Annotated in this window: 20 protein-coding genes; 7 read left to right on the top strand and 13 right to left on the bottom strand. The window is 67.7% G+C overall.

Going from position 1 to position 25,591, the window contains the following annotated elements; translation table 11 throughout:
- Positions 1-687: 687 nt before the first annotated feature.
- Entirely contained in the window at positions 688-1,890 is a 1,203-nt protein-coding gene (locus ACZ5ZX_RS18605) for an FAD-dependent monooxygenase (protein ID WP_465503231.1), read from the top strand.
- A gap of 167 nt (positions 1,891-2,057) precedes the next feature.
- On the opposite strand, the gene ACZ5ZX_RS18600 is transcribed toward ACZ5ZX_RS18605, so the two are convergent.
- The 4 genes from ACZ5ZX_RS18600 to ACZ5ZX_RS18585 form a co-directional block, all read right to left on the bottom strand.
- Positions 2,058-2,480 (bottom strand): nuclear transport factor 2 family protein, encoded by a 423-nt coding sequence (locus ACZ5ZX_RS18600; protein ID WP_465503230.1) that lies wholly within the window; start codon positions 2,478-2,480, stop codon positions 2,058-2,060.
- Between the two features lie 90 nt (positions 2,481-2,570).
- Complete coding sequence (locus tag ACZ5ZX_RS18595) at positions 2,571-3,599, bottom strand: LacI family DNA-binding transcriptional regulator (protein WP_465503229.1); 1,029 nt, start codon at positions 3,597-3,599, stop codon at positions 2,571-2,573.
- A 668-nt stretch (positions 3,600-4,267) separates the two neighbouring features.
- Positions 4,268-5,647: a glycoside hydrolase family 43 protein gene (locus ACZ5ZX_RS18590; protein WP_465503228.1), complete on the bottom strand. Its 1,380-nt coding sequence runs from the start codon at positions 5,645-5,647 to the stop codon at positions 4,268-4,270.
- A 14-nt stretch (positions 5,648-5,661) separates the two neighbouring features.
- The gene (locus ACZ5ZX_RS18585) at positions 5,662-6,699 is read right to left on the bottom strand and encodes a glycoside hydrolase family 10 protein (RefSeq protein WP_465503227.1); all 1,038 of its coding nucleotides are present in this window, start codon (positions 6,697-6,699) and stop codon (positions 5,662-5,664) included.
- Positions 6,700-7,066: 367 nt separating this feature from the next.
- Here ACZ5ZX_RS18585 and ACZ5ZX_RS18580 point away from each other — a divergent pair, with 367 nt between their 5' ends.
- The 3 genes from ACZ5ZX_RS18580 to ACZ5ZX_RS18570 all read left to right on the top strand — a co-directional run bounded on the left by ACZ5ZX_RS18580 (position 7,067) and on the right by ACZ5ZX_RS18570 (position 12,972).
- Positions 7,067-8,686 carry a glycoside hydrolase family 43 protein gene (locus tag ACZ5ZX_RS18580; protein WP_465503226.1) on the top strand — a complete coding sequence of 540 codons (1,620 nt, stop codon included), beginning with the start codon at positions 7,067-7,069 and terminating at the stop codon, positions 8,684-8,686.
- Positions 8,687-8,721: 35 nt separating this feature from the next.
- Positions 8,722-11,112 (top strand): ricin-type beta-trefoil lectin domain protein, encoded by a 2,391-nt coding sequence (locus ACZ5ZX_RS18575; RefSeq protein WP_465503225.1) that lies wholly within the window; start codon positions 8,722-8,724, stop codon positions 11,110-11,112.
- 546 nt (positions 11,113-11,658) lie between these two features.
- Positions 11,659-12,972, top strand: coding sequence for an extracellular catalytic domain type 1 short-chain-length polyhydroxyalkanoate depolymerase (locus tag ACZ5ZX_RS18570; protein WP_465503224.1), 1,314 nt, complete (start codon positions 11,659-11,661; stop codon positions 12,970-12,972).
- Between the two features lie 19 nt (positions 12,973-12,991).
- Here ACZ5ZX_RS18570 and ACZ5ZX_RS18565 read toward each other — a convergent pair whose 3' ends face one another.
- The 4 genes from ACZ5ZX_RS18565 to ACZ5ZX_RS18550 all read right to left on the bottom strand — a co-directional run bounded on the left by ACZ5ZX_RS18565 (position 12,992) and on the right by ACZ5ZX_RS18550 (position 16,722).
- Positions 12,992-13,783: a class I SAM-dependent methyltransferase gene (locus tag ACZ5ZX_RS18565; RefSeq protein ID WP_465503223.1), complete on the bottom strand. Its 792-nt coding sequence runs from the start codon at positions 13,781-13,783 to the stop codon at positions 12,992-12,994.
- Positions 13,776-14,042: a MoaD/ThiS family protein gene (locus tag ACZ5ZX_RS18560; RefSeq protein ID WP_465503222.1), complete on the bottom strand. Its 267-nt coding sequence runs from the start codon at positions 14,040-14,042 to the stop codon at positions 13,776-13,778. Before ACZ5ZX_RS18560 ends, ACZ5ZX_RS18565 begins: the two co-directional genes overlap by 8 nt.
- The gene (locus tag ACZ5ZX_RS18555) at positions 14,039-15,208 is read right to left on the bottom strand and encodes an acyl-CoA dehydrogenase family protein (RefSeq protein ID WP_465503221.1); all 1,170 of its coding nucleotides are present in this window, start codon (positions 15,206-15,208) and stop codon (positions 14,039-14,041) included. The genes ACZ5ZX_RS18560 and ACZ5ZX_RS18555 overlap by 4 nt, the downstream gene beginning before the upstream one ends.
- A 278-nt stretch (positions 15,209-15,486) precedes the next feature.
- Positions 15,487-16,722 (bottom strand): MFS transporter, encoded by a 1,236-nt coding sequence (locus tag ACZ5ZX_RS18550; RefSeq protein WP_465503220.1) that lies wholly within the window; start codon positions 16,720-16,722, stop codon positions 15,487-15,489.
- 90 nt (positions 16,723-16,812) lie between these two features.
- Here ACZ5ZX_RS18550 and ACZ5ZX_RS18545 point away from each other — a divergent pair, with 90 nt between their 5' ends.
- Positions 16,813-17,979 carry a citrate synthase gene (locus ACZ5ZX_RS18545; protein ID WP_465503219.1) on the top strand — a complete coding sequence of 389 codons (1,167 nt, stop codon included), beginning with the start codon at positions 16,813-16,815 and terminating at the stop codon, positions 17,977-17,979.
- A gap of 12 nt (positions 17,980-17,991) precedes the next feature.
- On the opposite strand, the gene ACZ5ZX_RS18540 is transcribed toward ACZ5ZX_RS18545, so the two are convergent.
- Positions 17,992-19,233: a cytochrome P450 family protein gene (locus tag ACZ5ZX_RS18540; RefSeq protein ID WP_465503218.1), complete on the bottom strand. Its 1,242-nt coding sequence runs from the start codon at positions 19,231-19,233 to the stop codon at positions 17,992-17,994.
- 344 nt (positions 19,234-19,577) lie between these two features.
- On the opposite strand from ACZ5ZX_RS18540, the gene ACZ5ZX_RS18535 reads away from it, so the two are divergent.
- Both ACZ5ZX_RS18535 and ACZ5ZX_RS18530 read left to right on the top strand, forming a co-directional pair.
- Positions 19,578-20,345, top strand: a complete 768-nt coding sequence (locus ACZ5ZX_RS18535) for a dioxygenase family protein (protein ID WP_465503217.1) — start codon at positions 19,578-19,580, stop codon at positions 20,343-20,345.
- Between the two features lie 227 nt (positions 20,346-20,572).
- Positions 20,573-21,193, top strand: coding sequence for a hypothetical protein (locus ACZ5ZX_RS18530; RefSeq protein WP_465503216.1), 621 nt, complete (start codon positions 20,573-20,575; stop codon positions 21,191-21,193).
- Positions 21,194-21,391: 198 nt separating this feature from the next.
- Here ACZ5ZX_RS18530 and ACZ5ZX_RS18525 read toward each other — a convergent pair whose 3' ends face one another.
- The 4 genes from ACZ5ZX_RS18525 to ACZ5ZX_RS18510 all read right to left on the bottom strand — a co-directional run bounded on the left by ACZ5ZX_RS18525 (position 21,392) and on the right by ACZ5ZX_RS18510 (position 25,584).
- Positions 21,392-22,393 carry a zinc-binding dehydrogenase gene (locus ACZ5ZX_RS18525; RefSeq protein WP_465503215.1) on the bottom strand — a complete coding sequence of 334 codons (1,002 nt, stop codon included), beginning with the start codon at positions 22,391-22,393 and terminating at the stop codon, positions 21,392-21,394.
- A gap of 278 nt (positions 22,394-22,671) precedes the next feature.
- Positions 22,672-23,316 (bottom strand): lytic polysaccharide monooxygenase auxiliary activity family 9 protein, encoded by a 645-nt coding sequence (locus tag ACZ5ZX_RS18520; protein ID WP_465503214.1) that lies wholly within the window; start codon positions 23,314-23,316, stop codon positions 22,672-22,674.
- A gap of 111 nt (positions 23,317-23,427) precedes the next feature.
- Positions 23,428-23,904 (bottom strand): YiiD C-terminal domain-containing protein, encoded by a 477-nt coding sequence (locus ACZ5ZX_RS18515; RefSeq protein ID WP_465503213.1) that lies wholly within the window; start codon positions 23,902-23,904, stop codon positions 23,428-23,430.
- 165 nt (positions 23,905-24,069) lie between these two features.
- Entirely contained in the window at positions 24,070-25,584 is a 1,515-nt protein-coding gene (locus ACZ5ZX_RS18510) for an aldehyde dehydrogenase family protein (RefSeq protein WP_465503212.1), read from the bottom strand.
- Positions 25,585-25,591 lie beyond the last annotated feature (7 nt).

Here is a 25,591-nt window from a genome sequence, read left to right as displayed (position 1 = left end):
CACACCGGCGGCGCTTTACGCCCCCATACCCCCGGCTCAGCCGAGGGAAGGGGGCCTTCACGCGCTTCCCCCACGAGCCAGGACGCAGGCCACGCGTAGGTGCCTAAGAGGGTTCGTTCTCTTGAGGGGTAAGGCAAATATGGCGCGGTCGGCGCCCGTGTCGCGAAAGACCCGTTCGGGACACCACATGTCCCGAACGGGAACCCGCATTTGGGTACCTACGCCCGACCTGGACGAGGGTGGTTCCGCGGGCATCGTCGCCCGGTCTCACCTCTTGATCAACGGAAGATCCGGGACATCAACGGCCGTTGATCAAGCTCGTGCTCGCTCACGACCGGTGGACCGGTGATCGAGTGGGGAAGATTCCGGACGCTCAACGTCCGGAATCTTCCCCACCCGGACCGCCCCGGCAAACCCGCACAAGCTCCACACCAGTAGGTAGACAAATACGAGTCCCTCAAAGGGGCTTTCGCGACGGCGCGAACACCGATACCCCAGCGTCGAAGCGTGATGTCCTGAAGGACCCCGTTGAGACCTTCAACGTCTCAACGGGGTCCTTCAGGACACGCCACCTTTGAGTTACCTCTCAATAACCCTCATCACCACTCAAGACAGTGTCGAAAGCCGCGAGGGGCCGAGTTCGCCGTACACTCCAGCGCGTTGTCCGGATGGCGATTGGGGGCCGCGGTGAGCGGTAGCAAGGTTTTGGTGGCCGGGGCGAGTATCGCGGGGCCCGCGCTGGCCCATTGGTTGCGACGGCGGGGAGCCGAGGTGACCGTGGTGGAGCGGGCCCCCGGGCTGCGTCCCGGCGGCCAGGCGGTGGACGCGCGCGGGGTGACCAAGGAGGTCATCCGGCGGATGGGGCTGGACGCGGCGGTGCGCGCGGCCTGCACCGACACGGCGGGCGCGTACACCGTGGACGTCGACGGGAACGTGCTGGAGACCCACAGCGCCGAGGACCACGGCGGCGACGGATACATCGCGGACATCGAGATCCTGCGCGGAGACCTGTCCCAGGTGCTCTACGACGACACCCGCGATGGCGTCGAATACCTCTTCGACGATCGGATCGCGGAACTCACCCAGGACGCGGACGGGGTCGACGTGACCTTCGCGAGCGGCGGACGGCGGCGCTTCGATCTGGTGATCGGGGCCGACGGGCTGCATTCGGCGCTGCGCGGGATGGTCTTCGGGCCGCGCGAGCGGTTCATCCGCCACCTCGGGCTGGTGCTGGCGTTCTACAGTGTGCCCAACGAGTTCGGGCTGGATCGCTGGCTGATCGAGTACCAGGACAAGGAGTCCGGACGGTCCGCCTTGCTGCGGCCCATCCAGGACGCCACCCGGGCGATGGCCATGTTCTCCTTCCCCGCGGCCGATTTCGATGTCGACTACCGCGACATCGAGGGCCAGAAGCGCCTGCTGCGTGCGCAGATGGACGGCCTGGGCTGGTTGACCCCGGCCATTCTCGCGCATCTGGACGACACCCCGGACTTCTACCTCGATCAGGTCGCCCAGGTGGTGATGGACCGCTGGTCGGACGGACGGGTGGGGCTGATCGGCGACGCGGCGTTCAGCTCGTCGCCGATGTCCGGACAGGGCACCGGGCTGGCACTGGTCGGCGCCTACCTGCTGGCGGGGGAACTCGCCGCCGCGGGGTGGGAGCCCAAGGCCGGGTTCGACGGCTACGAGTCGCGGATGCGCTCGTTCGTCGAAGCCAACCAGGAGATCGGCCGGGTTCACGCGCAGATCCTCAACCCTTCCCGGCCGGACGCCGAGCCGAGCCCGGAACCCGACATGGAGGCGCTCATGCCGCTGATCGAGCGCGCACTCAACGGCGTCGACCTGCCCGACTACGCCGGCCTGCCGGACTCCGGGGCCCGGGAGACCTAGGCTTGCCGGCCATGTCCAAAAGGGACGGGATCTTGAGCCTGGGTCGCGATCCCGTCCGCGGGCCGGCGAGGGCGGATTCCACCGGGGGGCCTGACGCTGAGAGCCTGGTTGACTTGGGCCCCAGTGAAAGGCGCCGGCGCCGGTCCGTCCGGAAACCGGTTGATTCCCTACGGTCCCTCTCCGAAGACCATGCGGTTCCCGCGAGCGGTGTCCATGTACTCGCGGACCCGGTGGATGAGTCCATCCCGGAGTTCGAAGACGAAGCAGTAGTCGTTGGCGTAATGGTTGCCGTTGGCCAACGTCGCCGTCATGGTCTCCTCCACGATCACGCGCTCGCCGTCGGCATGGAACCCGTGGAAGGTCACTTCGACGTCACTCACGAAGAAACGCGGGAAGTCTTCGGCGAGGAAACGCACGATCGCCTTCCTGCCCACCAAATGGGCCGGGCCCTCCAGTGCGACGGCGGTGGCGTTTCCCGGAGGCGCCATCCACTCGGCGTCCTCGGTGAAGACCGCGGAAATCTGATCGGGGTCGTGGCTGGCGAAGGCTTTCCAAGCGTTCTGGACGATCTCGCGGCTCTGCTGTGACATGCCGCGACCCTAGGAGAGCAGGGGCGAGAGGGGCTGGCGGATTTCCGACGACACCCGCCCGCGGTCAGCGCGCCATGCGGTGGGCGAAACTCAGGCCGACTCGCGCACGATCAGCTCGGTGTCGAACACCAGGCCGGCGGGGGTGGCGGGCCCGTTGATCATCGCGAGCAGCTCGCGGGCCATCCGGGCACCCATCTCCTCGATCGGCTGGCGCACCGTGGTGAGTGGCGGCTCGGTGCGGCGGCCGAGCGGCAGGTCGTCGAAGCCGATCACGGCGACGTCCTCGGGTACGCGCCGCCCGGCCCGGCGCAGCGCGCGCAGCGCACCCGCCGCCATCAGATCGGAGGCGGCGAAGATGGCGTCCACGTCGGGCCTCCGCTCGAGCAACCGTGCCGTGGCGTGGTCGCCGGAGGCCAGCCCGAAGTCGCCGAACACCACCAGGCTGTCGTCGATGCCCTCGGCCTTGCACACGGCTTTCCGGTAACCGAGCAACCGATCGATGCCGGCCACCATGTCCTGCGGACCCGCGATCGTCGCGATGGTGCGCCGCCCGGACGCGAGCAGATGCCGGACGGCCTGTTCCGCGCCGCCCCGGTTGTCCGCGTCCACATAGGAGTAATGCCCGGAATCCTCGTCGCACACCGGGCGTCCGCCGAACACCACCGGGATGCCGAGCCACGCGAGGTCGAGCGGGTACCGGCCGTGCATGCCGATCACCAGCGCGCCGTCGACATGTCCGTCGGCGAGGTAGTGCACGATCGAGGCCGGGTAGTCCTCCACCGACGACATGGGTATGAGCACGAGCTGTGCACCCGCCGTGGCGAGTTCCTTGGTCATCCCGGCCGCTATCCGCGCGACGTAGGGGTCCGCGAAGACCTGCAGCATCTTCTCGCAGACCACCAGTGCGATCGATCCGGTCCGCCGCGGGTCTTTGAGGCTCGCCGCGCGACGGCGGGCGTAGCCGAGCGCGATCATCGCGGATTTGACCTGGTCGCGCGTCTCCGGCCGGACCTTGGCGAAACCGTTGAGCACGCGGGACGCTGTCGCCGTCGACACGCCGGCGACCCTGGCCACATCGGCCAGCGTCGGGCGAATATCGGGCAGCTCGACTGCGGACACTTTCCACCTTCCGAAGACAACCCTGTCCGGTGGGCGGCGTTTGCCCAAAACCGTATGTCGACCCGACAATAGCGCCTCTTTGGTGCGAAAAGAAGTGTTCGACGGGTGGTCGGCTGCCGGTTTCCTCGGGCAGGAAACCCTTTGGCGGCATGGCGATCGCGCACGTGACGGCACGGACTATGGGGCGGATGAGCTTCTGTCGACCGGCAAGATGCCGCCCCTTCTCTTTGTGCGGAAAAGAGGCATGCTTTTGTTCGTGCGGGGGCTACGGCAATTCGGGGGATTCACTGTGCCGATGCGGGGGACTGAAGACCTTCATGCACAAGGACGTCGATACTCGGGGGCCCTGGCCGGTGGCGACTGGGCGGACGGGCGATGTATGCGACTCATTCGCGGCATCGGGACGCCTTCGGCAGTGGGGGACGGGTTGGCGGGGTCGATCCTCATCACATGACAGCGTCTTGTTACATCCCAGTCAAGAGCCCGTAGGCGCCGGATTCAAGATACTTTCCCCGGAAGTCGGTCGATCTCGCGATTTTCATCCATTCAGACCACCGTGTCGACGCCGCACGGATGAGTACTACTCATCATGTGCGCTGAACAAGCTGACGCACCGCGGCGCCCGCCCCCGGGAACGGGGCGGGCGCCGCGGCTCGGCGCAGGACGGCTCAGCGTGAACCGAACTGCCACCAGTTCACGTTGAACAGGTATCCGCCTCCTCCGGCGAACCGGAGATACAGATCGTGGGTGCCGGAAGCGCCGTTCACCGGACACGAGACCGTGGTCCAGTTCTGCCAGCCGCCGGTACCTCGCACGCCGCACTTGCCAACCAGGGTTCCGGTGGGGCTGTCGAGACGGAGTTCGACGTCACCGCCCCCGGTCGCCGACGCCACCCGGGTGGTGAAGGTGGCCGCGCCGGCGCCGAACGCGGCACCCTTGACCTTGATCCAGTCGCCGTTTTCGATATGCGACACGTTCATGCCGCCCTCGACGGCGACCTCGGTCTCGATGCCGGAGCCCCACGCGATGGTCTCGGCCTCTTGGCGGGTGTACGGATCCAAGGTGCCTGCCTGTGGGGCTCCCGTGCCGGTCATCATGATCGTCGGGATCGTGCCGTCGGGCCGGTAGTCGAACTTCTCGACGGCGACCGAACGCGTGAAGCCACCGCCGCCGGGCAACGCGCCGTTGTGGTAGAAGAAGTACGAATTGCCCTTGAAATCGATGATGCCGGGATGGTTGGTGAAACTGCTGCCCTGCGTCGGCATGACCGTTCCGCGATAGGTCCATGGGCCGGTCGGACCGGGCGCCGTCGAGTATCCGATGAACTCCGAGCAGCACTTGGCCGCGAATACGTTGTAGTACAACCCGTTCCGCTTGTAGACCCAGGGGGCCTCCTCGAACAGGGTCGGCCGGTTCCCGCCGTTGGGCCGGGTGCCGAATCCCGCGGTGGTGAGCGGGATCTGGGCCGGGCTGCCACTGAAGGAGATCATGTCGGGGTTCAGCTTGACGTACCACAGGTTCGGGTTGCCCCAGTAGAGATACGCTTGGCCGTTGTCGTCGATGAAGACGGTCGGGTCGATCTCGCCGTTTTCCGCCAGCGGATGGCCGAGCGCGTCCCTGAACGGACCGGTGGGACTGTCGGCGACCGCGACCCCGATGGCGTAGCGCCCGGTGGCCTTGCTGGTCACCGGGACGTACCAGTAGAACTTGCCGTTGCGCTCGATGGCCTGGCCCGCCCACGCGTCGGACTTCGCCCACGTGAAGGTGGCCAGGTTCATCGGGGAACCGTGGTCGGTCCAGTTCACCATGTCCGCGGACGACCACACCCGCCACTCCTTCATGGTGAACCAGGTGGAGTTGTCCTCGTCGTGCCCGGTGTACAGGTAGACCCGGCCGTTGTGCACCAGCGGGGCGGGATCGGCCGTGTGGATGTGCTGGACGATCGGGTTGTCGGCCGCCGCCGTCGCCGGGAACAGCGTGACGGCGCAGAGTGTCGTGACCAGCCAGGCGAGTCCGCGCCTGAACCGGCTCGGTGGAGACGATCGCATCGCTGTCTCCGTGGTCACTGCGTCGCGGCTGTCGGATGCGGGACGACCGAGCCACCGTTGAGCGCGTTCAGCACGGTGTTGTACGCCGCCTTCTTGTTGCCTGCGCCGTCGAACAGGAGCGGGGTTTCCCGCGCGCGCCAGGAATCCGTGTCGCGGATGCCCCATACGGTGATGCCGCCGCAGCGCGCGACGCTGAGGCAGGCCTGCGTGACCCGCCGGTAGTTCTCGGCCTGCTGCGCGCCCGATCCGGCGATGTCGAGCTCGGTGATCTGGACGTCGACACCGAGTTCACCGAAGCGCTGGATGGTGGTCTGGTAGTCGCCGGGAATTCCGGTGCCGAAATGCGACTGGAGCCCGACGCAGTCGATCGGGACGCCGCGCGCCTTGAAGTCCTTCACCATCCGGTACACGCCTTGCGTCTTCGCGGCGGACCAGCTGTCGATGTTGTAGTCGTTGTAGCAGAGCTTCGCGCCGGGGTCGGCGGCACGCGCGGTGCGGAAGGCGACCTCGATCCAGTCGTTGCCGGTGCGCTGGAGGTTCGAGTCGCGGCGGCCACCGGAGCCGCCGTCGGCGAACGCCTCGTTCACCACGTCCCAGGCGTAGAGCTGGCCCCGGTAGTGGGTGGCGACCTTGGTGATGTGGTTGACGAGTGCGGAACGCAGCGACGGGCCCTCCATCCGCTGCATCCAGCCGGGTTGCTGGCCATGCCAGGCGAGGGTGTGTCCCCGTACGCGTTTGCCCTGGCTTCGTGCCTGGTTCAGAATCCGGTCACCGTTGCCGAAGGTGAACTGGTTCGGATTCGGCTCGGTGGCGTCCATCTTCATCTCGTTCTCGGCGGTGACCATCGAGAATTCCCGGTTGAGAATCCCGACGTAGGTCCCGTCGCCGAGCCTGCCCGCGGCGACGGCGGTGCCGAAGTAGCGGCCACTCTGCGCGGCGGACGCGCCGAGCGTCGAGGCGGCGCCCGCCGGGGTGGCCGCCAGGAGCGCGGTCGTCGTGAACAAGGTGGCCACGAGTGCGGCTCGTGACACCGACTTCGCTGTCAGCTTCATATGTTGACACCTTCTGGAAGGGGGATGTCCGGGAAACTCCGGGCTCGCGCGCTGGGAGTTTTCGCAGTGTCGCATCGCGATGTTCACGCTCACAAGAGCGTTAGGGGAATTGCGCCGACGGCGGTGCCCTGAATGGAGCATTCGCGGTGAAATTTTCATCCAAGCGCGATCGAAGTGAGGAAGCTTCGAAAGTGTTCGTTCGTTTCGGAACGTTGACTCCGGTGTCGCGTAATGGTTCCATTGCTCGAAAGCCCCTGTCGAACGAAATCCTTCAAATGTCCTCAATGGACATAAGTGGTGAACCGGGGCGTCCGCGAAAGGCATTTCCCATTCGGCGAAGAGATCGCCGGGAGGCGAAAGGACCGTGATGGCACGTCATCGACTAGGGAAAGCGGTACTGGCTTTGGCCGCGGCCGTCGGTCTGCTGTTCGGCGGGCTCACCGCGAGCCCGCGTCCGGATGCCGTCGCGCAGCAGGCTCCGCGCGGCGCGGCGATCACGAACCCGATCCTCTGGCAGGATTTCGCGGACGTCGACATCATCAGGGTCGGCGACGCGTACTACTACTCGGCCTCGACGATGCATTACTCGCCCGGTGCGCCGATCCTGCGGTCGTACGACCTGGTGAACTGGGAGTTCGCCGGGCATTCCGTGCCACGGCTCGACTTCGGGGCCAAGTACGACCTGAACGGCGGACGCGGGTACGTCCGGGGGATCTGGGCGTCGTTCTTGAACCACCGCAAGAGCAACAGCACCTTCTATTGGGGCGGGTGCGTCGATTTCGCCAAGACCCACATCTACACGGCGACTTCCGTCGACGGGCAGTGGACCAAGCACACGACGATCGACAAGTGCTACTACGACGCGGGGATGCTCGTCGATGACGACGACACGATGTACGTCGCGTACGGCAACACCACCCTCAGCGTGGCCCAGCTGTCGAAGGACGGCAAAACCGAGGTGCGCTCGCAGCAGGTGTTCCAGACACCGTCGAACATCGGCACGCTCGAGGGTTCGCGGTTCTACAAGCGCAACGGCAGCTACTACATCTTCGTCACGCGCCCCGCGAACGGACAGTACATCCTGAAATCGACCTCGGGTCCGTTCGGGCCTTACACCGTGCAGCAGGTACTGCTGAACCTGCCGGGGCCGGTGGCCGGTGGCGGTGTGCCGCACCAGGGCGGCATGGTGCAGACGCAGAACGGCGACTGGTACTACATGGCCTTCGTCGACGCCTATCCCGGCGGCCGGATCCCGGTGCTCGCGCCGGTCACCTGGACCGCCGACGGCTGGCCGCGGTTGCAGACCGTCAACAACCGCTGGGGTACCAGCTATCCGGCGCCGAACCTGCCACCGCCGCCACGGCCGGTCAAGCCGATGCTCGGCACCGACACGTTCACCGGCACCGCGCTCGGGCCGGAGTGGGAGTGGAACCACAACCCGGACACCGCCAGGTTCTCGGTCGGCAACGGCCTGCGCCTGCAGACAGCGTCCGTCACCGGCGATCTCTACGCCGCGAAGAACACCTTGACCCACCGGATACCGGGGCCGACGTCCACCGCGACGATCTCGCTCGATCTGAGTGCGATGAGAGACGGTGACCGGACGGGACTGGCCATGCTGCGTGACTCGTCCGCCTGGATCGGGGTCAAACGGGACGGCGGCCGCAACCGGGTGGTGATGGTGAACAACCTCACCATGGACGGCAATTGGAACACCAAGACGACCGGGACGGAGGTCGCCGGAGCCGGTTTCACCGGCAGCCGGATCTGGTTGCGCGCCAACGCCGACATCCGGCCCGGTGCCGGGCGGCAGGCCCGGTTCTCCTACAGCGCCGACGGCGTCAACTTCACCTCGTTCGGGCCCGGCTTCACGCTCAACAGCGACTGGCCGTTCTTCATGGGCTACCGGTTCGCGGTGTTCAACCACGCCACCCAGTCGCTCGGCGGCGCCGTCACCCTGCAGCGCTTCGATCTGACCACTCCGTAGCCGGGTTTCCGCCGAAGGAGAGCACCATGTCCCGTATGAGGAGACCGCGTCGGTGGCGTGGCTCGGCGGTGGCCGCCGTCGTCATGGCCCTGTGCGCGGCGAGTGTCGTGAGCCCGGCCCCGTCGCCGGCACTGGCCGCCACCTCGATCACGATCAACGGAGCTTCGGGTGGCCGCACCTTCGACGGCGTCGGGGCGGTCAGCGGCGGCGGTGGGAACAGCCGTCTGCTGATCGACTATCCCGAGCCACAGCGCGGGCAGATCCTGGACTACCTGTTCAAACCCGCCTACGGCGCGGCCCTGCAGATCCTCAAGGTCGAGATCGGTGGCGACACCAACTCCACCAGCGGGGCCGAACCGAGCCACGCCCACTTCCGCGGCGATCTCGACTGCGACCGCGGCTACGAGTGGTGGATCGCCGAGCAGGCGAAGGCCCGCAACCCCGGCATCAAGCTGGTCGGCCTGCCTTGGGGAGCACCAGGCTGGATCGGCAATGGGACCTTCCTCTCCAAGGACATGATCGACTACCTGCTGACCTGGCTGGGCTGCGCGAAGAAGCACAACCTGACCATCGACTACCTCACCGCGGCGCAGAACGAAAAGCAGTGGAGTCCTCAGTGGACTGTCGACCTGCGCAACGCGTTGAACGCCAACGGCTACAGCGGCGTCAAGGTGATCGTGGGCGACTCGTGGCCCGGTGACTGGGGACCAGCGGGCCCGCTCGCGACGAACCCCGCTTACCGCGACGCGACCGATGTGCTGAGCGCCCACTACACGTGCGGCTACCTCAGCGCGCAGACCTCCTGCCCGGTACCGGCGAACGCCGCGAGCTCCGGCAAGGTGCTCTGGTCGAGCGAGAACGGCTCGCAGGACTACAACGACGGCGCCAAACCACTGGCCCGCGGCATCAACCGGGTCTACATCGACGGGAAGATGACCGCCTATCTCAACTGGGACCTGATCGCCGCGACCACGCCGAACATCCCCTGGCCGACGGTCGGCCTGATCCTGGCCAACCAACCGTGGTCCGGCAACTACTCGGTCGGCAAGGACACGTGGGCGCTGGCGCATACGGCGCAGTTCACCGCACCCGGCTGGAAGTATCTGGACGCATCCAGCGGCTACCTCGGCGGGAACCGGGCCAACGGCAGCTTCGTCTCGATGAAGTCGCCGAACACCACCGACTACAGCACCATCATCGAGACGATGGACGCCACCTCGGCCCAGACGCTGGACTTCACCGTCGCGGGCGGCCTGTCCACCGGTCCGGTGCGGGTGTGGTCGACCAACCTGAACTCCAACAACCCCGCCGACCACTTCGTGCACAGCGCGGACCTCACCCCGTCGGGCGGCCGGTACTCGCTCACCGTCCAGCCGGGACGCCTGTACACCCTCACGACCACGACCGGCCAGGGAAAGGGCACCGCCGTCAGCCCGCCGCCCGGCTCGCTCGGCCTGCCCTACAGCGACGACTTCGACGGCTACGCGCTCGGCAAAGAGGCCAAGTACCTGATGGACATGGAAGGCGCGTTCGAGGTCGCCGCCTGCGGCGCCGGCCGCACGGGCCGGTGCGTCCGGCAGGCCTCACCGCAGAAGGCCATCCCCTGGAAGACCGAGACGGCTCCGTACGCGTTGCTGGGCAACGTGAACTGGAACAACTACACCGTCTCGGCCGACGTGCTGCTGGAAAAGCCGGGGCACGCCGAGCTGATCGGCCGCGCCGGTGGGCAGAAGACGGCCGACCAGGGCGCACTGGCCGCCTATTACTTCAGGGCAGGGGACAACGGCGCGTGGTCGATCCTGCGGAACAACACCAACCGTCAGGTCACGACGTTGCGCAGCGGCACGACCACCGCGCTGGGCACCAACCGCTGGCATACCCTCGCGCTCGGCTTCTCGGGCGGCACCATCACCGCGAGTGTCGACGGCGGCGTCGTCGGCACGGTGAACGACACGACGTGGACGGCCGGTCAGGCAGGGCTCGGGACCAGTCAGGGCGAGACGGCGCAGTTCGACAACTTCAGTGTGGTCTCGGCTTCGGGCGGGCAGTCGTCGGCGTTGCGCAATACCGGCTCCGGCCGCTGCCTCGATGTCTTCGGCCAGTCGCAGGCGAACGGCACCCGCACGGTGGTGTGGGACTGCAACGGGGGAGCGAACCAGTGGTGGACGCTCACCGCCGCCAAGCAGTTGCAGGTGTACGGCACCAAATGCCTCGACACGGAAGGGGGCGGCACCGCCCCCGGCACCCGGGTGCAGATCTGGGACTGCGGCGGCGGTGACGGCCAGCAGTGGACCGTCAACGCGGACGGCGCGATCACCGGGGTCCGCTCGAAACTGTGTCTTGACGCTGGCGGCGGTGATAACGGAACGCAGGTGGTACTCGCGGCCTGTATCGGCACGAACGGACAGAAATGGACCCGGGGGTGACCGGGGCCGCGTTCATTCGTCCATTGTAGACAGGGCGATGGTCAGGCAAGGTGGAGTCCGTGAAGGCCTCCTTGAGGGACTCTGAGTCCCTCAAGGATGTGTCGGTCTTGTGAACCTACTTCTGACCAGCAGATGAGCAGTGATTCGGCGGCCCGACGAGCGCGTCTATGAAGGATTTGGGACGTTGAGTGTCCCAAATCCTTCATAGACAGCGGGGGTCCTCACCGGCTCGGCTGCTGATCAAGGGCACCTCACTCAGGTCCCCGGTCAACAAATCATTGCTCGCCAAGGAGGCCTTCACGGACCAGCGACCTTCGTTGGCGAAACGTCACTGCGCGAGTTACGCGTCTGAGCACGCGAGTTACGCCCTTCGCTCCGCCCACCACCCCGGCGAACAGGCCGCCCACGGTCACGACATCTTTGCCGTACCTCGATGTAACTTGCACGGCTCGTGAATCGAGTGTTGACGTGATCACGCGGCGTGCTTAACGTCGGATTCAGAGGTGATGTATGAGACTGTCCCGGTTGATCAAGTCCTGCTCATCGATGAAACTCTTGCTGGCACTGATGATGCTGTTGCCGCTCGTGGCAGGCACGGCGCTGCTGACGGCCCGTCCGGCCAGTGCCGCGGGATTGACGAAGATCGGTGCCTTCGGCGCCAATCCCACCAACCTGAACATGTACCTGTACGTGCCGGCCACGGTGGCCCCGCGGCCGGCGTTGCTGGTGCTGGTCCACTACTGCGGCGGTTCGGCGGGTGCGATCTTCAACGGTAACGGCCACGACTACGCGACCGCGGCCGACCGGTACGGCTTCGTCGTGGTCGTGCCGGAGGCCACCCGCGACGGGCACTGTTTCGACGTCTCCACGAAAGCGGGGCTCACTCGCAACGGCGGCAGCGACTCCACGGGCATCATGTCGATGGTGGCCTGGGCGCGGCAGCGCTATCCGGTCGACCCCGGCCGCATCGTGGTCAGCGGCTTCTCGTCCGGTGCCATGATGACGAACGTGCTGGCCGCCGAATACCCGGACGTGTTCTCCGCCGGAGCGGCGTTCTCCGGAGTGCCCGCCGGCTGCTTCGCGACGACCAACGGTTCGCTGTGGAACAGTCAGTGCGCGGGCGGGAACGTCATCAAGACCGCGCAGCAGTGGGGTGAGCTGGCTCGTGCCATGTACCCCGGCTACACCGGCGGCTATCCCAGAATGCAGCTGTGGCACGGAAACCAGGACACCACCCTGGCGTATCCCAACTACGGCGAAGAGATCAAGCAGTGGACGGCACTTCGCGGGCTGAGCCAGACCCCGTCGTTCACCGACCATCCACAACAGACTTGGACGCGGACCCGATACGGCGACACCGGTACTCGTGCCACGGTCGAAGGAATCAGCATCGCGGGCACCGGTCACACGTTGCCACAGGCCGGGATGCTCGCGTACGCGATCTCCTTCCTGGGTCTCGACGGCGGCGGCGAGACGACCGGTCCGGTGCGCGCGGCGGCGGCCGGCCGATGTCTGGACGTGCCGGGCCTCTCACAGGCGAACGGCACGCAGACGGCGTTGTGGGACTGCAACGGCGGTGCCAATCAGCAGTGGACGGCCACTTCCGGCAAGCAACTGCGGGTATACGGGACCAAGTGCCTCGGCGCCGAGTCCGGCGGGACCGCGCCCGGTACGAAGGCCGTGATCGGCGACTGCGCCGGCGCGGATTCCCAGCAGTGGACGTTCGGCGCGGACGGCGCGATCGTCAATGTCCACTCAGGACTGTGCCTGGCCGCCTCCGGTGGTGGTACGGCCAATGGCACCAAAGTGATCACGTGGAGCTGCGACGGAGGCGCCGCCCAGCGCTGGAGCCGCGGCTGAAATTCTCGGCGCGGGGGAGTCAGGGAAGGGTGGCGACCACGGTGAAACAGGTGTTGTGCAGGAGATAGGAACCGTCGGGACGCCGGTAGGGAGAGATCGATCCGGTGATGGTTTCCGCGACCCTCTCCAGACCGGCGTGGCTGATCGCGGCCGTCGCGGGTCCGGTGGAGAGCAATCCGCGGAGGGCGGTCGTCAGGTCGGGGTACTCCCAGGGGCAGGACAACGTCCGCGCCGGGCCGACGGCCAGGCCGGCGCGCGAGAGCAGCCGCCGCACGGCCGCCGGATCCGTGAGGTGAGCGGCGGGTTCGGCGTGGCGCGGGGCGGGCGGCAGCAGCCCGCCGAGATCGAGGAAGTACGCCATCGCGTCACAGTCCAGGAGCGGTCCCCAGGCGGTGACGGCGATCCGTCCTCCTGGCCGGGTGACCCGGATCGCCTCCGCGACGACCCTGGCCGGGTGCCGCGCGAAGTGCAGGCTGTTGAACGCCGTCACCGCGGTGAATTCCGCGTCGGGGAAGGGAACGTGCTCGATGTCGCCCACCAGGAACGGCCCGGCCGGGTGGCGGGTGCGGGCGATGTCGACCAGTGCGAGGGAGGCGTCCAGGCCGGTGACGCGGGTGTGGTGTGCCGCGGCCAGCCGGGTGAATCCGCCGGCGCCGCAGCCGAGGTCCAGCAACGAATGTGACGACGAAGCCGGCAGCGCGGTCAGCACGGCCTGCCACGCGGGGCGGATCGTTCGCTCCTGGATCTCCGCCCAGTCCCGCGCGTGGCCGCCCCAGCGTTTTCCCTCCGCGAGCGCCGCGTCCTCAGCCACCGGCGACCGCGGTGAAGAACTCGATCCGGTCGTCGTCCCCCAGCGGCATGGTCTCGTCGGGATGGGGGACCAGTTCGCCGTTGAGGAACACGCGGTGCGCCTTCCGCAGGCTTCCGGTGTTGTCGAGCAGGACCCGGCCCATCGAGGGGAACATGCCGGACAGTTCGGCCAGGGCACCGGCGAGCGTGGTGGCTTCGACCGACACCGAACGCTGGTTGTCCGCCGTGCGCAGAAGGATGCCTGTGAACTCGAAGTTCATCCTCGGTCTCCGTTCTCGTGGTTCCGGCCCGCTCGCGCGACGACGCCCGCGCCGAGGTTGGTTTCCAGGATGTCGTTGGTTCCCGCGACGAGCGTGAGCCCGCTGAAGTCGCGCATGTACCGGCCCAGGTGCGGGGTGCCGTAGAAGCCGTAGCCACCCGACACCCGGAACGCCGATTCGAGCACGAAGCGGATCTGCTCGGCCGCGAAATGCTTGGCGGCGGACAGAACCGGGTCGAACACCGGCTCGGCGAGACCGGCGCCGACATGGGTGAGCGCGTGGTAGAGCATCGCCCTGGCCGATTCGATCGCCACGTACATGCGGCCCAGGGTCGCTTCGACGTTCTTGAACCCGGAGACCGGCTCGCCGTAACGGATACTGGTCGACAACCGTGCCGCGCACTCCTCCATGACCCGCTGCGCGCGACCGAGCGGCGCGCAGGTGATCCACAGCCGCTGGTTGCTCAGGAACCGTTGCGCGTGTGTGAGACCGTCGCTGGCCTGGAGTATCCGGTCCGCGGGGAGCAGGACGTCCTGGAAGGTGAGCGCCGCCGCTCCGGCCGTGCGCATCCCCAGCGGTCGCGCCGGGGTCACCTTCACACCCGGGTCGTTCCGCTCGACCAGGCACGCCACCATGTCCCCGCCCTCGTCCAGTGGATAGGTCAGGAAGACGTCACTCATCATCCCGGCCGTCACGTAGGACTTGTAGCCGGACAAGGTGAAGTCGTCGCCTTTGCGCCGCAGTACGGTCCGGAACGACCACGCGTCCGCGTCTTCCGTGTAGGCGATGCCCGCGCCGATGGTTCCCCTGCCGATGGGGACGGCGTACTTCCCGATCAGATCGGTGCGACCGGATTCGTGCGCGAACCGGGCGATGTCTATGGTGTGATTGATGATCATCGGAAGCGCCGAGTCCAGGCATCGGTAGCCGATCTCTTCGAGCACCATGCCCCAGGTCAGGACGTCGACACCTTCGCCGCCGATTTCCGGGTCCAGTGACAGCCCGTGCAGCCCGGCCGCCGCGAGCGCGTCGAGCAGCGCGGCTGGAGGCGGCTGCCTTGCCTCGTCCCGCTCGACCACGGTGCCGCTGACTTCGTCGAGCAAGGTTCCCCACCGGGTGTCGACCAGCTCGGAGATCTCGGCCTGTCGGGCGGAAAGGTCACGCACGGCGTTACCTCCAGCAGCGAGTCAAGGGTCGCTGTCAGTACAGCTTTCGGCCGCTGTGGTGTGCCAGCCGGTTCACGCGTGCTGGATGTTGAACGTGTTGAAGGAGCGCTTGACGTTCAACTTCTTTGTGCTGAACCGGCTATGCGGGGGCTCAAGCGAGTCAATCGCGCGGTCGTAGCGCCGGATGCCCCACGGACACCGGCCCGCCCAGGCATCGGACAACGCAGACGACCACCTCGTCCAGCTCTGGTTCGACATTCTCGACACCGACCCGAATCTCACTCACCATGGCCGTGCCGCCTCCTCGATGAACCGCCGTTCGACCCGCTCGGCAGTGCGCAAGCGGCGAGCAGCGCCGCGATCGTCCACGCGGTCGGCCCCACACCCCACCACGTGGAGAGCGCGCCCGCGGTGACCGCACCGATCGTCTGGGAGCCATAGAGCACGACGATATACAGCGCCACCGCCCGCGACCGCAGGGAAAGGGCCACCGTCGCCTGCAGGAAGCCGTTGTTGACCGTGACCATCGACGCCTGCGCCGCGCCGAACACCAGGCCGGTCGCGAACAACGCCGTCACCGAGCCGAGCAAGGGGAGTGCGGCGAGCGCGAGCGCGGCGAACAGTGCGCACGCGGACCGCAGCAACTGCTCGGGGACGTACCGGCGCAGGTTCGGGTAGGCCACGGCCGAGCAGACCGCGCCGATCCCGAACGCGGCCAACACGAACCCGAGGTCGGCGGCGGAAAGGTGCCGGACTGTCAGGACGTACACCGGGACGATCGCCGACATCGCTTGAGCCAGCGAGAAGAACGCCGCCGCGCGCACGAGCAGTTCGCGGTATCGCGGTGTGGTCCGGAGGAAGGCCGTGGTTTCCCGCAGTGAATCCCGCCATGAGCCCGTGACGTCCGGCGCCACGATTTCCCGGGTCTTCCGGAAACACAGTACGAAACCGGCGAAGGACAGCGCGTTGGCGAGGTAGACCGGGAACCCGCCGACCGCGCCGAACGCGAACCCTCCCGCCGCCGGGCCGAGCGTCCGGGCGAGGTTGAACGACAGGCTGTTCAGCGCCGAGCCATCCTTCACCAGATCCGCCGGTAGTACCGAGGACACTTCCGCGTTCCACGCCGGGTAGGCGGCCGCCCAGCCCGCGTTGAGCGCGAAGGTCAGCACGAGGATCACGACCGGAGTGAGGCCGCCGCACAGCCCGAGCGCGGCGAAGAGGGCCGCCACGAGGGCACTGGTCGCGTTGGCCCAGAACAGGACCGTGCCGCGGCCGATCCGGTCGGCCAGCACACCCGCCGGGAACGACAGGAGCACGGCCGGGAGGGTGGCCGCCGCCAGGAGAAGCGCGTTGATCAGCGGCGACGGCGAAAGGAGCGCGAGCTGCGCGGCGGCCGCGGTGTTGTGCATCCACGTGCCGAAGTTGGACACCGCCGAGACGATCCACAGCTTCCGGTAAGCGGGCACGGCCAGCGGCGGCAGCCCGCGCCACGCGATACGGCTCTCGGACACCACGCCCCCAGTCGATTCGGTTCGGTCCGCCGAGCATCGCCGCTACGATCAAGGTCGTCAATCTTGATCGAATCAATGTGAGATGCTGGCCGCATGACCGATCGGACGTTCACCACGGCGCAGGCCGCCCGTCTGCTCGGGGTGAAGGCGAACACGGTGTACGCCTACGTGAGTCGCGGGCTGCTGAGCAGGACACGGGCCGCCGACGGGCGGACGAGCCGGTTCGACGCCGAGGAGGTCCGGCGCCTGGCGGCGAGGAACCGCCGGGGGACACCGGAATCCGCTCGGATCGAGACGTCGCTCACCGCCATCCGCGACGGCGCGCTGTACTACCGGGGGTGGAACGCCGCCGAACTCGCGGGTACGAACACGTTCGAGGCCGTCGCGAATCTACTGTGGACAGGCGTGCTGGACGAGGAAGCGGCATTCGTGGCGTCCGCGTCCGTGCGCGAACTCGCGTGCGCGGTGATCCGGCCTCTCGTGGGGCAAGCGCGACCGGTGGACCTGCTGCCGGTGATCGTCGGAGCGGCCGCCACGGCGGATCCGCTGCGCTACGACGTGGATCCGGCGATCGTGGTGGCCACCGGACGTGCCCTGCTCGCGGTGATGGTCGACGCCCTGCCCTCGTCCGGGCACGCCGGCCCGACCGACCCCCTCGGGGTGCGCCTGTGGTCGGCGCTGACCACGAGGGAGCCGGACGAGGACGGGATCCGCGCGCTCGGCGCCGCTCTGGTGCTGCTGGCCGACCACGATCTCGCGGCGTCGACGATGGCTGTCCGCACGGCCGCGTCCACCCGGGCCCATCCCTACGCGGTGGTCGCCACCGGGCTCGGTGCCATGGATGGCCCGGCGCACGGCGCGGCCGCGGAAGCGGTGCGCCGCTTTCTGCGTTCGGCGGCCGAACTGGCCGATCCGATGGCCGCCGTCGCCGACCGCGTCCACGACACAGGGCGCGTGCCGGGGTTCGGCGAACCTCGCTATCCCGAGGGTGACCCGCGCGCGGCGAAGCTGCTCGAACTGGTCCATGTCCCAGGCCCGATCCGGTCCATGGTGGATGACCTGATGGTCGCGCGGCCCGGCATGCGGCCGAACGTCGACCTCGCGCTCGCGGTGCTCGCCGAGACCTACGACATGGTGCCGGGCGCGGGCGAGACGATCGGCGCGATCGGGCGGACCGCGGGGTGGCTGGCGCACGCGCTGGAGGAATACCGCGAGCGACCGAACCGATTCCGCCCTCAGGGGTTCTACACGGGGAGCTGACATCCGCCGGAATCAGCGCTTCGGGGAGGTGTCTTCGCGCCTGCCGTGCAGCAAGACCGGCAGCACACGGTGTCCATTGGAAATAAAGGACTCCAGATGCCGCAGTTCCGCCGGGGAGGTCGCGAGTGTCAGATCCGGGAAACGTTCGAACAGGGCAGGCAGCGCGATCGCCGCCTCCATCCGCGCCAGCGGGGCGCCGAGACAGTGGTGCACTCCGTGGCCGAACGCGAGATGTGATTTGTCGGCGCGGGTGACGTCGAACGCGTCGGCGTCCGTCCCGTGCAGCGCCGGATCCCGGCCGGCGGCGGCGTAACCCGCAAGGATCGCCTCGCCTTTCCGGATGACCACATCGGCGACGTGGATGTCGTCGACGGCGTAGCGCAGCGGCAGATGCGCCACCGGTGCCTGCCACCGCAGCGTCTCCTCGATCGCGTCCGGCCAAGACACCCGGCCGGCCCGGATCTCGGCGAGTTGCTCCGGATGGGTGAGCAGTGCGGTGATGGCCTGGTCGAGAAGGTTCACGGTGGTTTCGTGACCGGCCGAGATGAACAGGATCAGGGTGTCGATCAGTTCGGTCTCGTCCAGCCGGGCGCCGTCGTCCTGGGTCTGCGCGGCGATGAGTGCGGTGGTGAGGTCTTCGCCGGGGTTCGCGCGCTTGGCGGCGACGAGGTCGGTGAAGATCGAGTGGATGTCCTGGTACGCGGCCAGCATCGCCGCCTGGCTCGCCGAGGTCTGGAAAAAGACGTCGACGGACTCGCGTAGCCTGCCGCGGGCCGAGTCCGGGACGCCGAACAGTTGGCAGATCACCTCGATGGGCACCGGATAGGCGAAGCTCTCCCGCAGGTCGACGGGTTCGCCCGCGGGTTCGGCCGCGAGCTTCTCCAGCAGGTCGGAGACGATCGCGGTGATCCAGGGCCGCAGCATCGCGATCCGGCGCGCGGTGAACGCCTGCGCGACGAGCGAGCGCAGCCGTCTGTGGTCGGCGCCGTAAGCGGTGAACATGTTCCGCACCGAAACCCATACCAGCAACGGCCAATCCGCGCTGATGTCGGCGAACGCGGGCCAATGTCGCCGGGCGTCCTTCGACACCCGCGGATCGTTGAGCAGACCGCGCAGCACTTCGTAGCTCGTCACTGACCAGGCCACGACACCGCCTGGCAGTTCCACCTGGGTGAGCGGGCCGCGCTCGCGCAGCCGTTCGTTCTCTGCGTGGATGTCGTGGCCGTTCGGGTCCAGCACCAGCGGACGCGTCACCGGGGGTCATCCTTTCGGCGGGGACAGAAGTGATCCCAGCCTGTCAGCAAAGACCGTCGCCGGGGTACCGGCCAACCGGTGACGAGCCGGTCTTGACCCGACCGCGGTCGGTGAGATCGCGGGCGTGCTCAATCACCGATCGGCGTAGGCGAAATGCCGTAATGAGGTTCGAGAATTTGGTCCATCAATGGATACTGCTCGATTCGAAGTATGATGCGCGAGAGTGAACCGTCTCGACAGTGGGACAAGTCATGGCGGACGATCGGATGCGCGCGGCACCCTGCAGGAAAAGCCTTTGTCGCGCTCAGTTCCCCCGTTTCCGTCAATTGGCGAAAAGGAAACCCATGCATGACGATGATGAGCCGGTGGGCCGGGTGCTCGGTAGGCGGCAGGCGTTGATCCTGCTCGGCGCCGCCGGTGCGACACTCGCCGTCGCGGGCTCCACCACGGCGAGCGCGACCACCTCCACCTCGGGCGCGCCCGAGGTGTGCGCGCTGGATTGTGTGGTCAAGCCAGAGCAGATGGAGGGTCCGTACTTCGTCGACGAGCGGCTCAACCGCTCCGATATCCGCAGTGAGCCTGCCACCGGACAACTGGTTCCCGGCACTGCGCTGGTCATCAATTTCACTGTTCAGCAAATTCGGCAGCAGCAGTGCACGCCACTGCCGGGAGCGATGATCGACCTCTGGCAGTGCGACGCGTTCGGGCTGTACTCCGACATTCCGTCTCAGGGAAGTTCCGGCCGCCGTTTCCTGCGCGGTTACCAGAACACCGACCAAGCCGGGACAGCCCGGTTCACCACCATTCTGCCGGGCTGGTATTCGGGACGTACGCTGCATATCCACGTCAAGATACGCACCGTCGGAACGAACGGCAGACCGTACGAGTTCACCTCGCAGCTCTACTTCACGCCCGAGTTCGGCGCGGCCTATCTGCGGACCGAACCGTACCGGCGGAAAGGACCGGCCGACACGACCAACAACCGGGACTCGATCTATCGCAACGGCGGCTCCCAAATGCTGCTGCGTCCGGTGCAGGCCGGGAACGGCTACACGGCGGACTTCGCGATCGGTCTCGACCTGTCGAACACTCAGGTCGGCAGGCCCGACTAGAGCCGTCAGGACCCTCAGCCGCGGCGGGCCGGACAGGGCCGCCGCGGCCGAGGCGAGACTGCTGGAAGCCGGATTCGTGCCATCGGGGGAGCGGGCCAGGACCGCGTCGTCGTTGAGTGGTACTCCGACCCCCAGGCTGGACCACGCGAGTCGCAGAAATTGGCTACCTGCCCCATCGCGCAATGATCTTTGCTAGCGTCCGGAAACCGACTTGAGGAGACTGGGCGATGACAGGAGAAGTTGGGCGACGGGCGGCCTTCGGGATGGCGGCGACCGCCGGCGGCGCGTTACTGGCAGGGGGCACCGCGGCCGCGGCGGAGTCCACTGTGGACTCCACAGTGGACGGCAAGCATCAGGTGAGCCCTTCGTTCACCGTGGTGGACAAGCGAGGGCGGCAGCGGTTCCTGCTCGACAGTCGTAAGCCGCCGCTGATCATCGACGGCCAGACCTACCCGCCCGAGCGGCGCTCCGGACCGGAGAACGGCTCCTATCTGATCTTCAACGACGAGACCGGCGACGAAAAGGGTGGCCTGCTCGTCCACCCCAACGGCGGCCACATCGCCTTCGACTATCCGCACGCGGTGGACGGGATCAATCTCAGCCTGTCCGCGAAGGACAGCGTGGGTGGCGCGGGCCTGACCATCAACGGCATTCCGGATCCCGATGCGGGACCCGGCGTCCGTGCCACGCCACGCGCGCTCTTCGGCTGCCACACCAACTTCGGCGCGCAGCTGGCGTTGTGCGATTCCCAGGGACGGCCGCGGATCGTGCTCCAGGTCGACGAGAACGACCGGCCGACCATCAAAATCCTGGACGGGGACGGCAAAACGGTCAACGAACTGGCCTAGGCCGTGTCCTGCAAGTCATGTTCGCGGTCTCCGCGCCCAGGCGGCCCCTGACGGCACGGGTGGATGCGGCCGAGTACGACCCGGTACGAGGCCGATCCGCCCGCACCGTCAGGAACCACCTGGATCACGAAGCCCATCGAACAGACTTGCAGGACACGGCCTAGTGCTCCGGTTCGGGCGATGGGTCGATTCCAGGCCTCAGTGCCGGACGCGGACGACGAGCTTGCCGGTGGCCCGATCGTGTTCCATGTCGTCATGGGCCTGCGGCACTTGCTCGAGGCCGTCGTAGACGCGATCCACGGGGAACGCCAGCTCGCCGGCCGCGATCGCGTCGAGGATCTCCTGGAGCGCCTCGCGAGGCAGGTCGGTGGCGTCACCGAAGTAGCCCGACAGGCGCACACCCTTCGGCAGGTACTCGTTCGGGGAGAACTCCCGCACCGTCCACTGGTTGGACAGGCTGCCGCCGAAGCAGCCCGTGCCGTGCACACGCACCGCGCGCAGAGTGTCGGGCAGGGTCGGCGTGCCGACGAGATCAAGGGCGGCGTCGACCCCCTCTGGGTACAGCTCGCGCACGGCCGGCGCGACCTCGCCGGTGTCGAGCAGGGGATGGTGGACGCCGTGCTCCTTCAGCAGTGCGAGGCGTTCGGGCCGCCGGGTGGTGGACAGGACCGTGACGCCGCGCCACGCGGCCAGCGCGGCGGCGGCCAGGCCTACCGAGGAGGTTCCGCCGCGGATGAGCACGGTCTGACCGGGCTTGAGGTCCAGGCCGACGGTGAGCGAGCCGTAGGCGGTCTGGACCATCTCCGGCAGGGCGCCCAGTATCTCCCAAGGCAGGTCGGTGTCGACGGGGATGACCTGCGACAGCGGCACCGAGGTGTACTCGGCATAGCCGCCGTCGTAGGTGCGCCCCATGTTGCCCATCATCGCCACGACCCGCTGCCCGAGAGCCAGCCCGCTGCCCTCTGGGGCCGCGTCGACGGTGCCGGCGGCCTCGATACCCGGCACCCTGGGAAAGCTGACCCCTTCGCCCAGTCCCAGCCGGAGCTTGAGTTCCGAGCGGTTGAGCCCGAACGCCTCGACGCGGATGCGCACCCAGCCGTCCCGCTCGGGCGGGAGCGGGAGCGTGGTCAGCCGAAGGTTGTCCACAGGGCCGGGGGCGGAGAGCCGGACGGCGCGCATGGTGGTCGGCGAGGACATCATGGACTTGCCTCTTCCAGGGTAGGAGCGGCCAACGGCGGCCTCAACCTGCGGCCACCGCGGGTTTATTCCCGGCTCGTCCTGGACAACCGGTCCAATGCCGACCGGCTCTCATCGTCGGCGGCGCGGTAGATCACCAACGCTGGTCCGGATCTTGAAGTGACAAACCGACCGCGCGCCCACCGTCGTACTCGCGATGAGTGTTCGCCGGACGGTCAGGCCGGCCCGGCAGGCGGACGCCGTGGGAACTGCCGCCGCCGGGGCCGACCGGGTCGTGGAGGTCAGGTGAAGATGACGTCCGAGCAGGTGTAGAAGGCCTCGCCGGAGTCGGGCCAGTGACGTTGCCAGATCGAGTAGATCAGGTGCCTGCCGGTGCGTCCGCCGGGCAGGTTCGCCCGGAGCTGGTAGGCGTTGCCTGCGACCGGCGGGTTGTCCTGTTTGTAGAACGGGGTGTCTTCCAGGTCGGACCACTTGAGCGGCTTCGTCAGGTCGTAGCCCGGCTTGGTGACGTACAGCTCGAAGGTGCCCGGGTGCGCGGCTGTCCGCTGATACTTGAAGGTGTACGGGCCGCTGCCCGGCATCGTGGTCGCCGGCCAGTCGTTGCGGGCCAGGTCGAGACCCTTGTACTTGCTCCGGCCGGCGCTGCACAGCTTGCCGTCCGGGATGATCTCGCGACTGCGGCCGCCGGCGTCTGCGATGTTGACCTCGTCCCAGTCGTAGATCGGCCAGCTGTCGCCCACCGCGATGGCGGCCTTGCAGGCGGCGGAGCGCGGGTTCTCCGGACCTTCCTGGAAACATTGCATGATCCGGCTGATCGGATTGCTCATCGAGCCGTGCGCGAGGGCGGGGACGGCGGTGAACACCGAGACCGTGCCGAGTACGGCGGTCAGTATCGCGATTTTGACGGTGGAGCGGGAAATTCTCATCGCGGAAGTCCTCTCCTGAGAGGTCTAGACCACACTCAAGGTAGGCCTGCCATCGCACCGGCGTGTAGGCCCGAAAGTCGGACGTGGGCGATTTCGCCGACTCCGGCGCGGTCACGATGTGATCGTTCCCGTGGCGTTCGCCCGGACCTGGTAGGTCCCCTGAGTGCTGGCGACAACCTCGCCGGCGCTATCGGTGATCGTCGCGTCGAGCACGAACTCGGCCTTGCCGTGGTGATCCGCCTCGCGCCGCAGCCGGGCGATCGTGTCCGCATCGAGGGATGCTTCGGCCCGCACATCGGTGGTGGCCGGACGTCGGTAACGGATCCGAACGTCCTTCACCGTCGGGTAGAACCGCTCGATATCGAAGCTTGCGACGAACAACGCGCCGCCCAGCATCTCGGCCAAACCGAACAGGGTTCCGGCGTACATCGTGCCGAGGTGGTTGACGTTTCCCGTCAGCGGAGCCGCACCGATCACGTGCCCTGGCCGCAAGTCGACAACTCGAATTCCCAACGAGTACATCGGCGCGACGCCATGTTCGATCACGGCATTCATGAATCCCGCCAGATCGTCGGCCGCCACCATCATCACTCCTCACCAACAAATCAGCCGACCCGGCCGGGTCGGGTGCTGAAACTCGGATAGCCGTAGCCGACGAAGAACTGCGGCTTCGACAGCCAGATCCACTTCCGCTCCACCTCGCGGCCCCCGGGCCCGCGGTGATCGGTGCGCTCTTGGTTTCTCGTTCGGATGTCAGCGGCCGGTCATCGCTCGCCATCGCCTCCGCATGTCACGAGTTCCGGCGGCGCGCATGAATCTGGCGAACAGTTCCGCGTTGCCGCGCTTGTAGGGGAACCAATGCGGGGTAAGGGGCAGGGCGAACCGGTCGGACAGCACTGCCTGGCTGCGGCAGTACTTGCGGATGCCGTCCGGTCCACCGTTGCGGGCGCCGAGCCCGGAGGCCTTCCAGCCGCCGTGCGGCAGGGGCAGCGCGAGCAGGTTGACGATGACGTCGTTGACGTTCACCGCGCCCACTTCGAGCCGCCGCGCCTGGCGGCGGGCCAAGGCCCGGTCACGGGTCCAGATGCTCGCCGACAGCCCGTAGGGCGAGTCGTTGGCCAACCGGATCGCCTCATCGGCGTCCTTGGCCTTCATGATCGGCAGCAGCGGCCCGAAGGTCTCCGCTCGCATGCAGGTCATCGAGTGGTCGACGTCCACGAGGACGGTCGGTTCGTAGTAGTGCCCGCCCCGCCGCGACCCACCGATCAGCACGCGAGCGCCGCGCTCGCGGGCGTCGGCGACATGCTCGGCGACGATCTCCGTCTGCTGCGCGACCGACATGGCGCCGACGTCGATGCCGTAGCCGGGGGTGACCGGGCCGTGGCGCAACCGCCCGACCTCGGCGACAACGGCGTTGACGAACCGGTCATGGACCTCGGCGACCACATAGACCCGCTCGACCGACACGCAAGTCTGGCCGGCGTTGTACAGCGCACCGAACACCGCTCCCCGGGCCGCTCGCTCGATGTCGGCGTCGGCCAGCACGATCATCGCGTCCTTGCCGCCGAGTTCCAGGCCGCACGGGATCAGCCGCGCCCCGGCGCGCTCGGCGATGCGGCGGCCGGTGCGCTCGGAGCCGGTGAACTGGACGAAGTCGACCTCATCGACCAACGCCGCGCCGGTCTCTCCCGCCCCGGTCACGCAGGCGAAGATGTCCGGGGCGCCGATCTCGCGCCACCCGGCCACGGCGGCCTGGGTGGCCAGCGGGGTGAACTCCGACGGCTTGATCGCCACGGCTGCGCCCGCGATCAGCGCGGGCAGCGCGTCCATCATGGCCAGCGCGAGCGGGAAGTTCCACGGTGAGATCACCCCGACCACCGGGTAGGGGCGCAGCAACCGTTCCTGCCGCTTGTTCGCGACCAGTACCGACGCCGGGCGGGGGCGTTCGGCCGCGAGGAAGCGGGCGGCGTGCTTGGTGTAGTAGTTGATCACGTGGACCGGGTAGGCGGGTTCGGCGCGGGACTCCGGCCACGCTTTGCCCGTCTCCTCCTGCAGCAGCCGGGCCAGGTCGTCGGCGTGGTCGAGCAGCCAGTCGCGGTAGCGGTAAAGCCAGTGAGAGCGCTCGGCGACCCCGAGGGCTTCCCACTCCGGTTGCGCCGCACGCAGGTTCGCGACGATGCGCGCCACTGTCGCCGCGTCGGCGTTGCCGACCGACGCGAGCAGTCTGTCGTCGACGGGTGATCGCACGTCGATCCCGGTTGTTTCCACGGCTACG

The sequence above is a fragment of the Amycolatopsis sp. NPDC033938 genome (assembly GCF_055575975.1).
The sequence above is the reverse complement of the archived record's forward strand: the minus strand, read 5'-3'. Positions and strand labels throughout refer to the sequence as shown.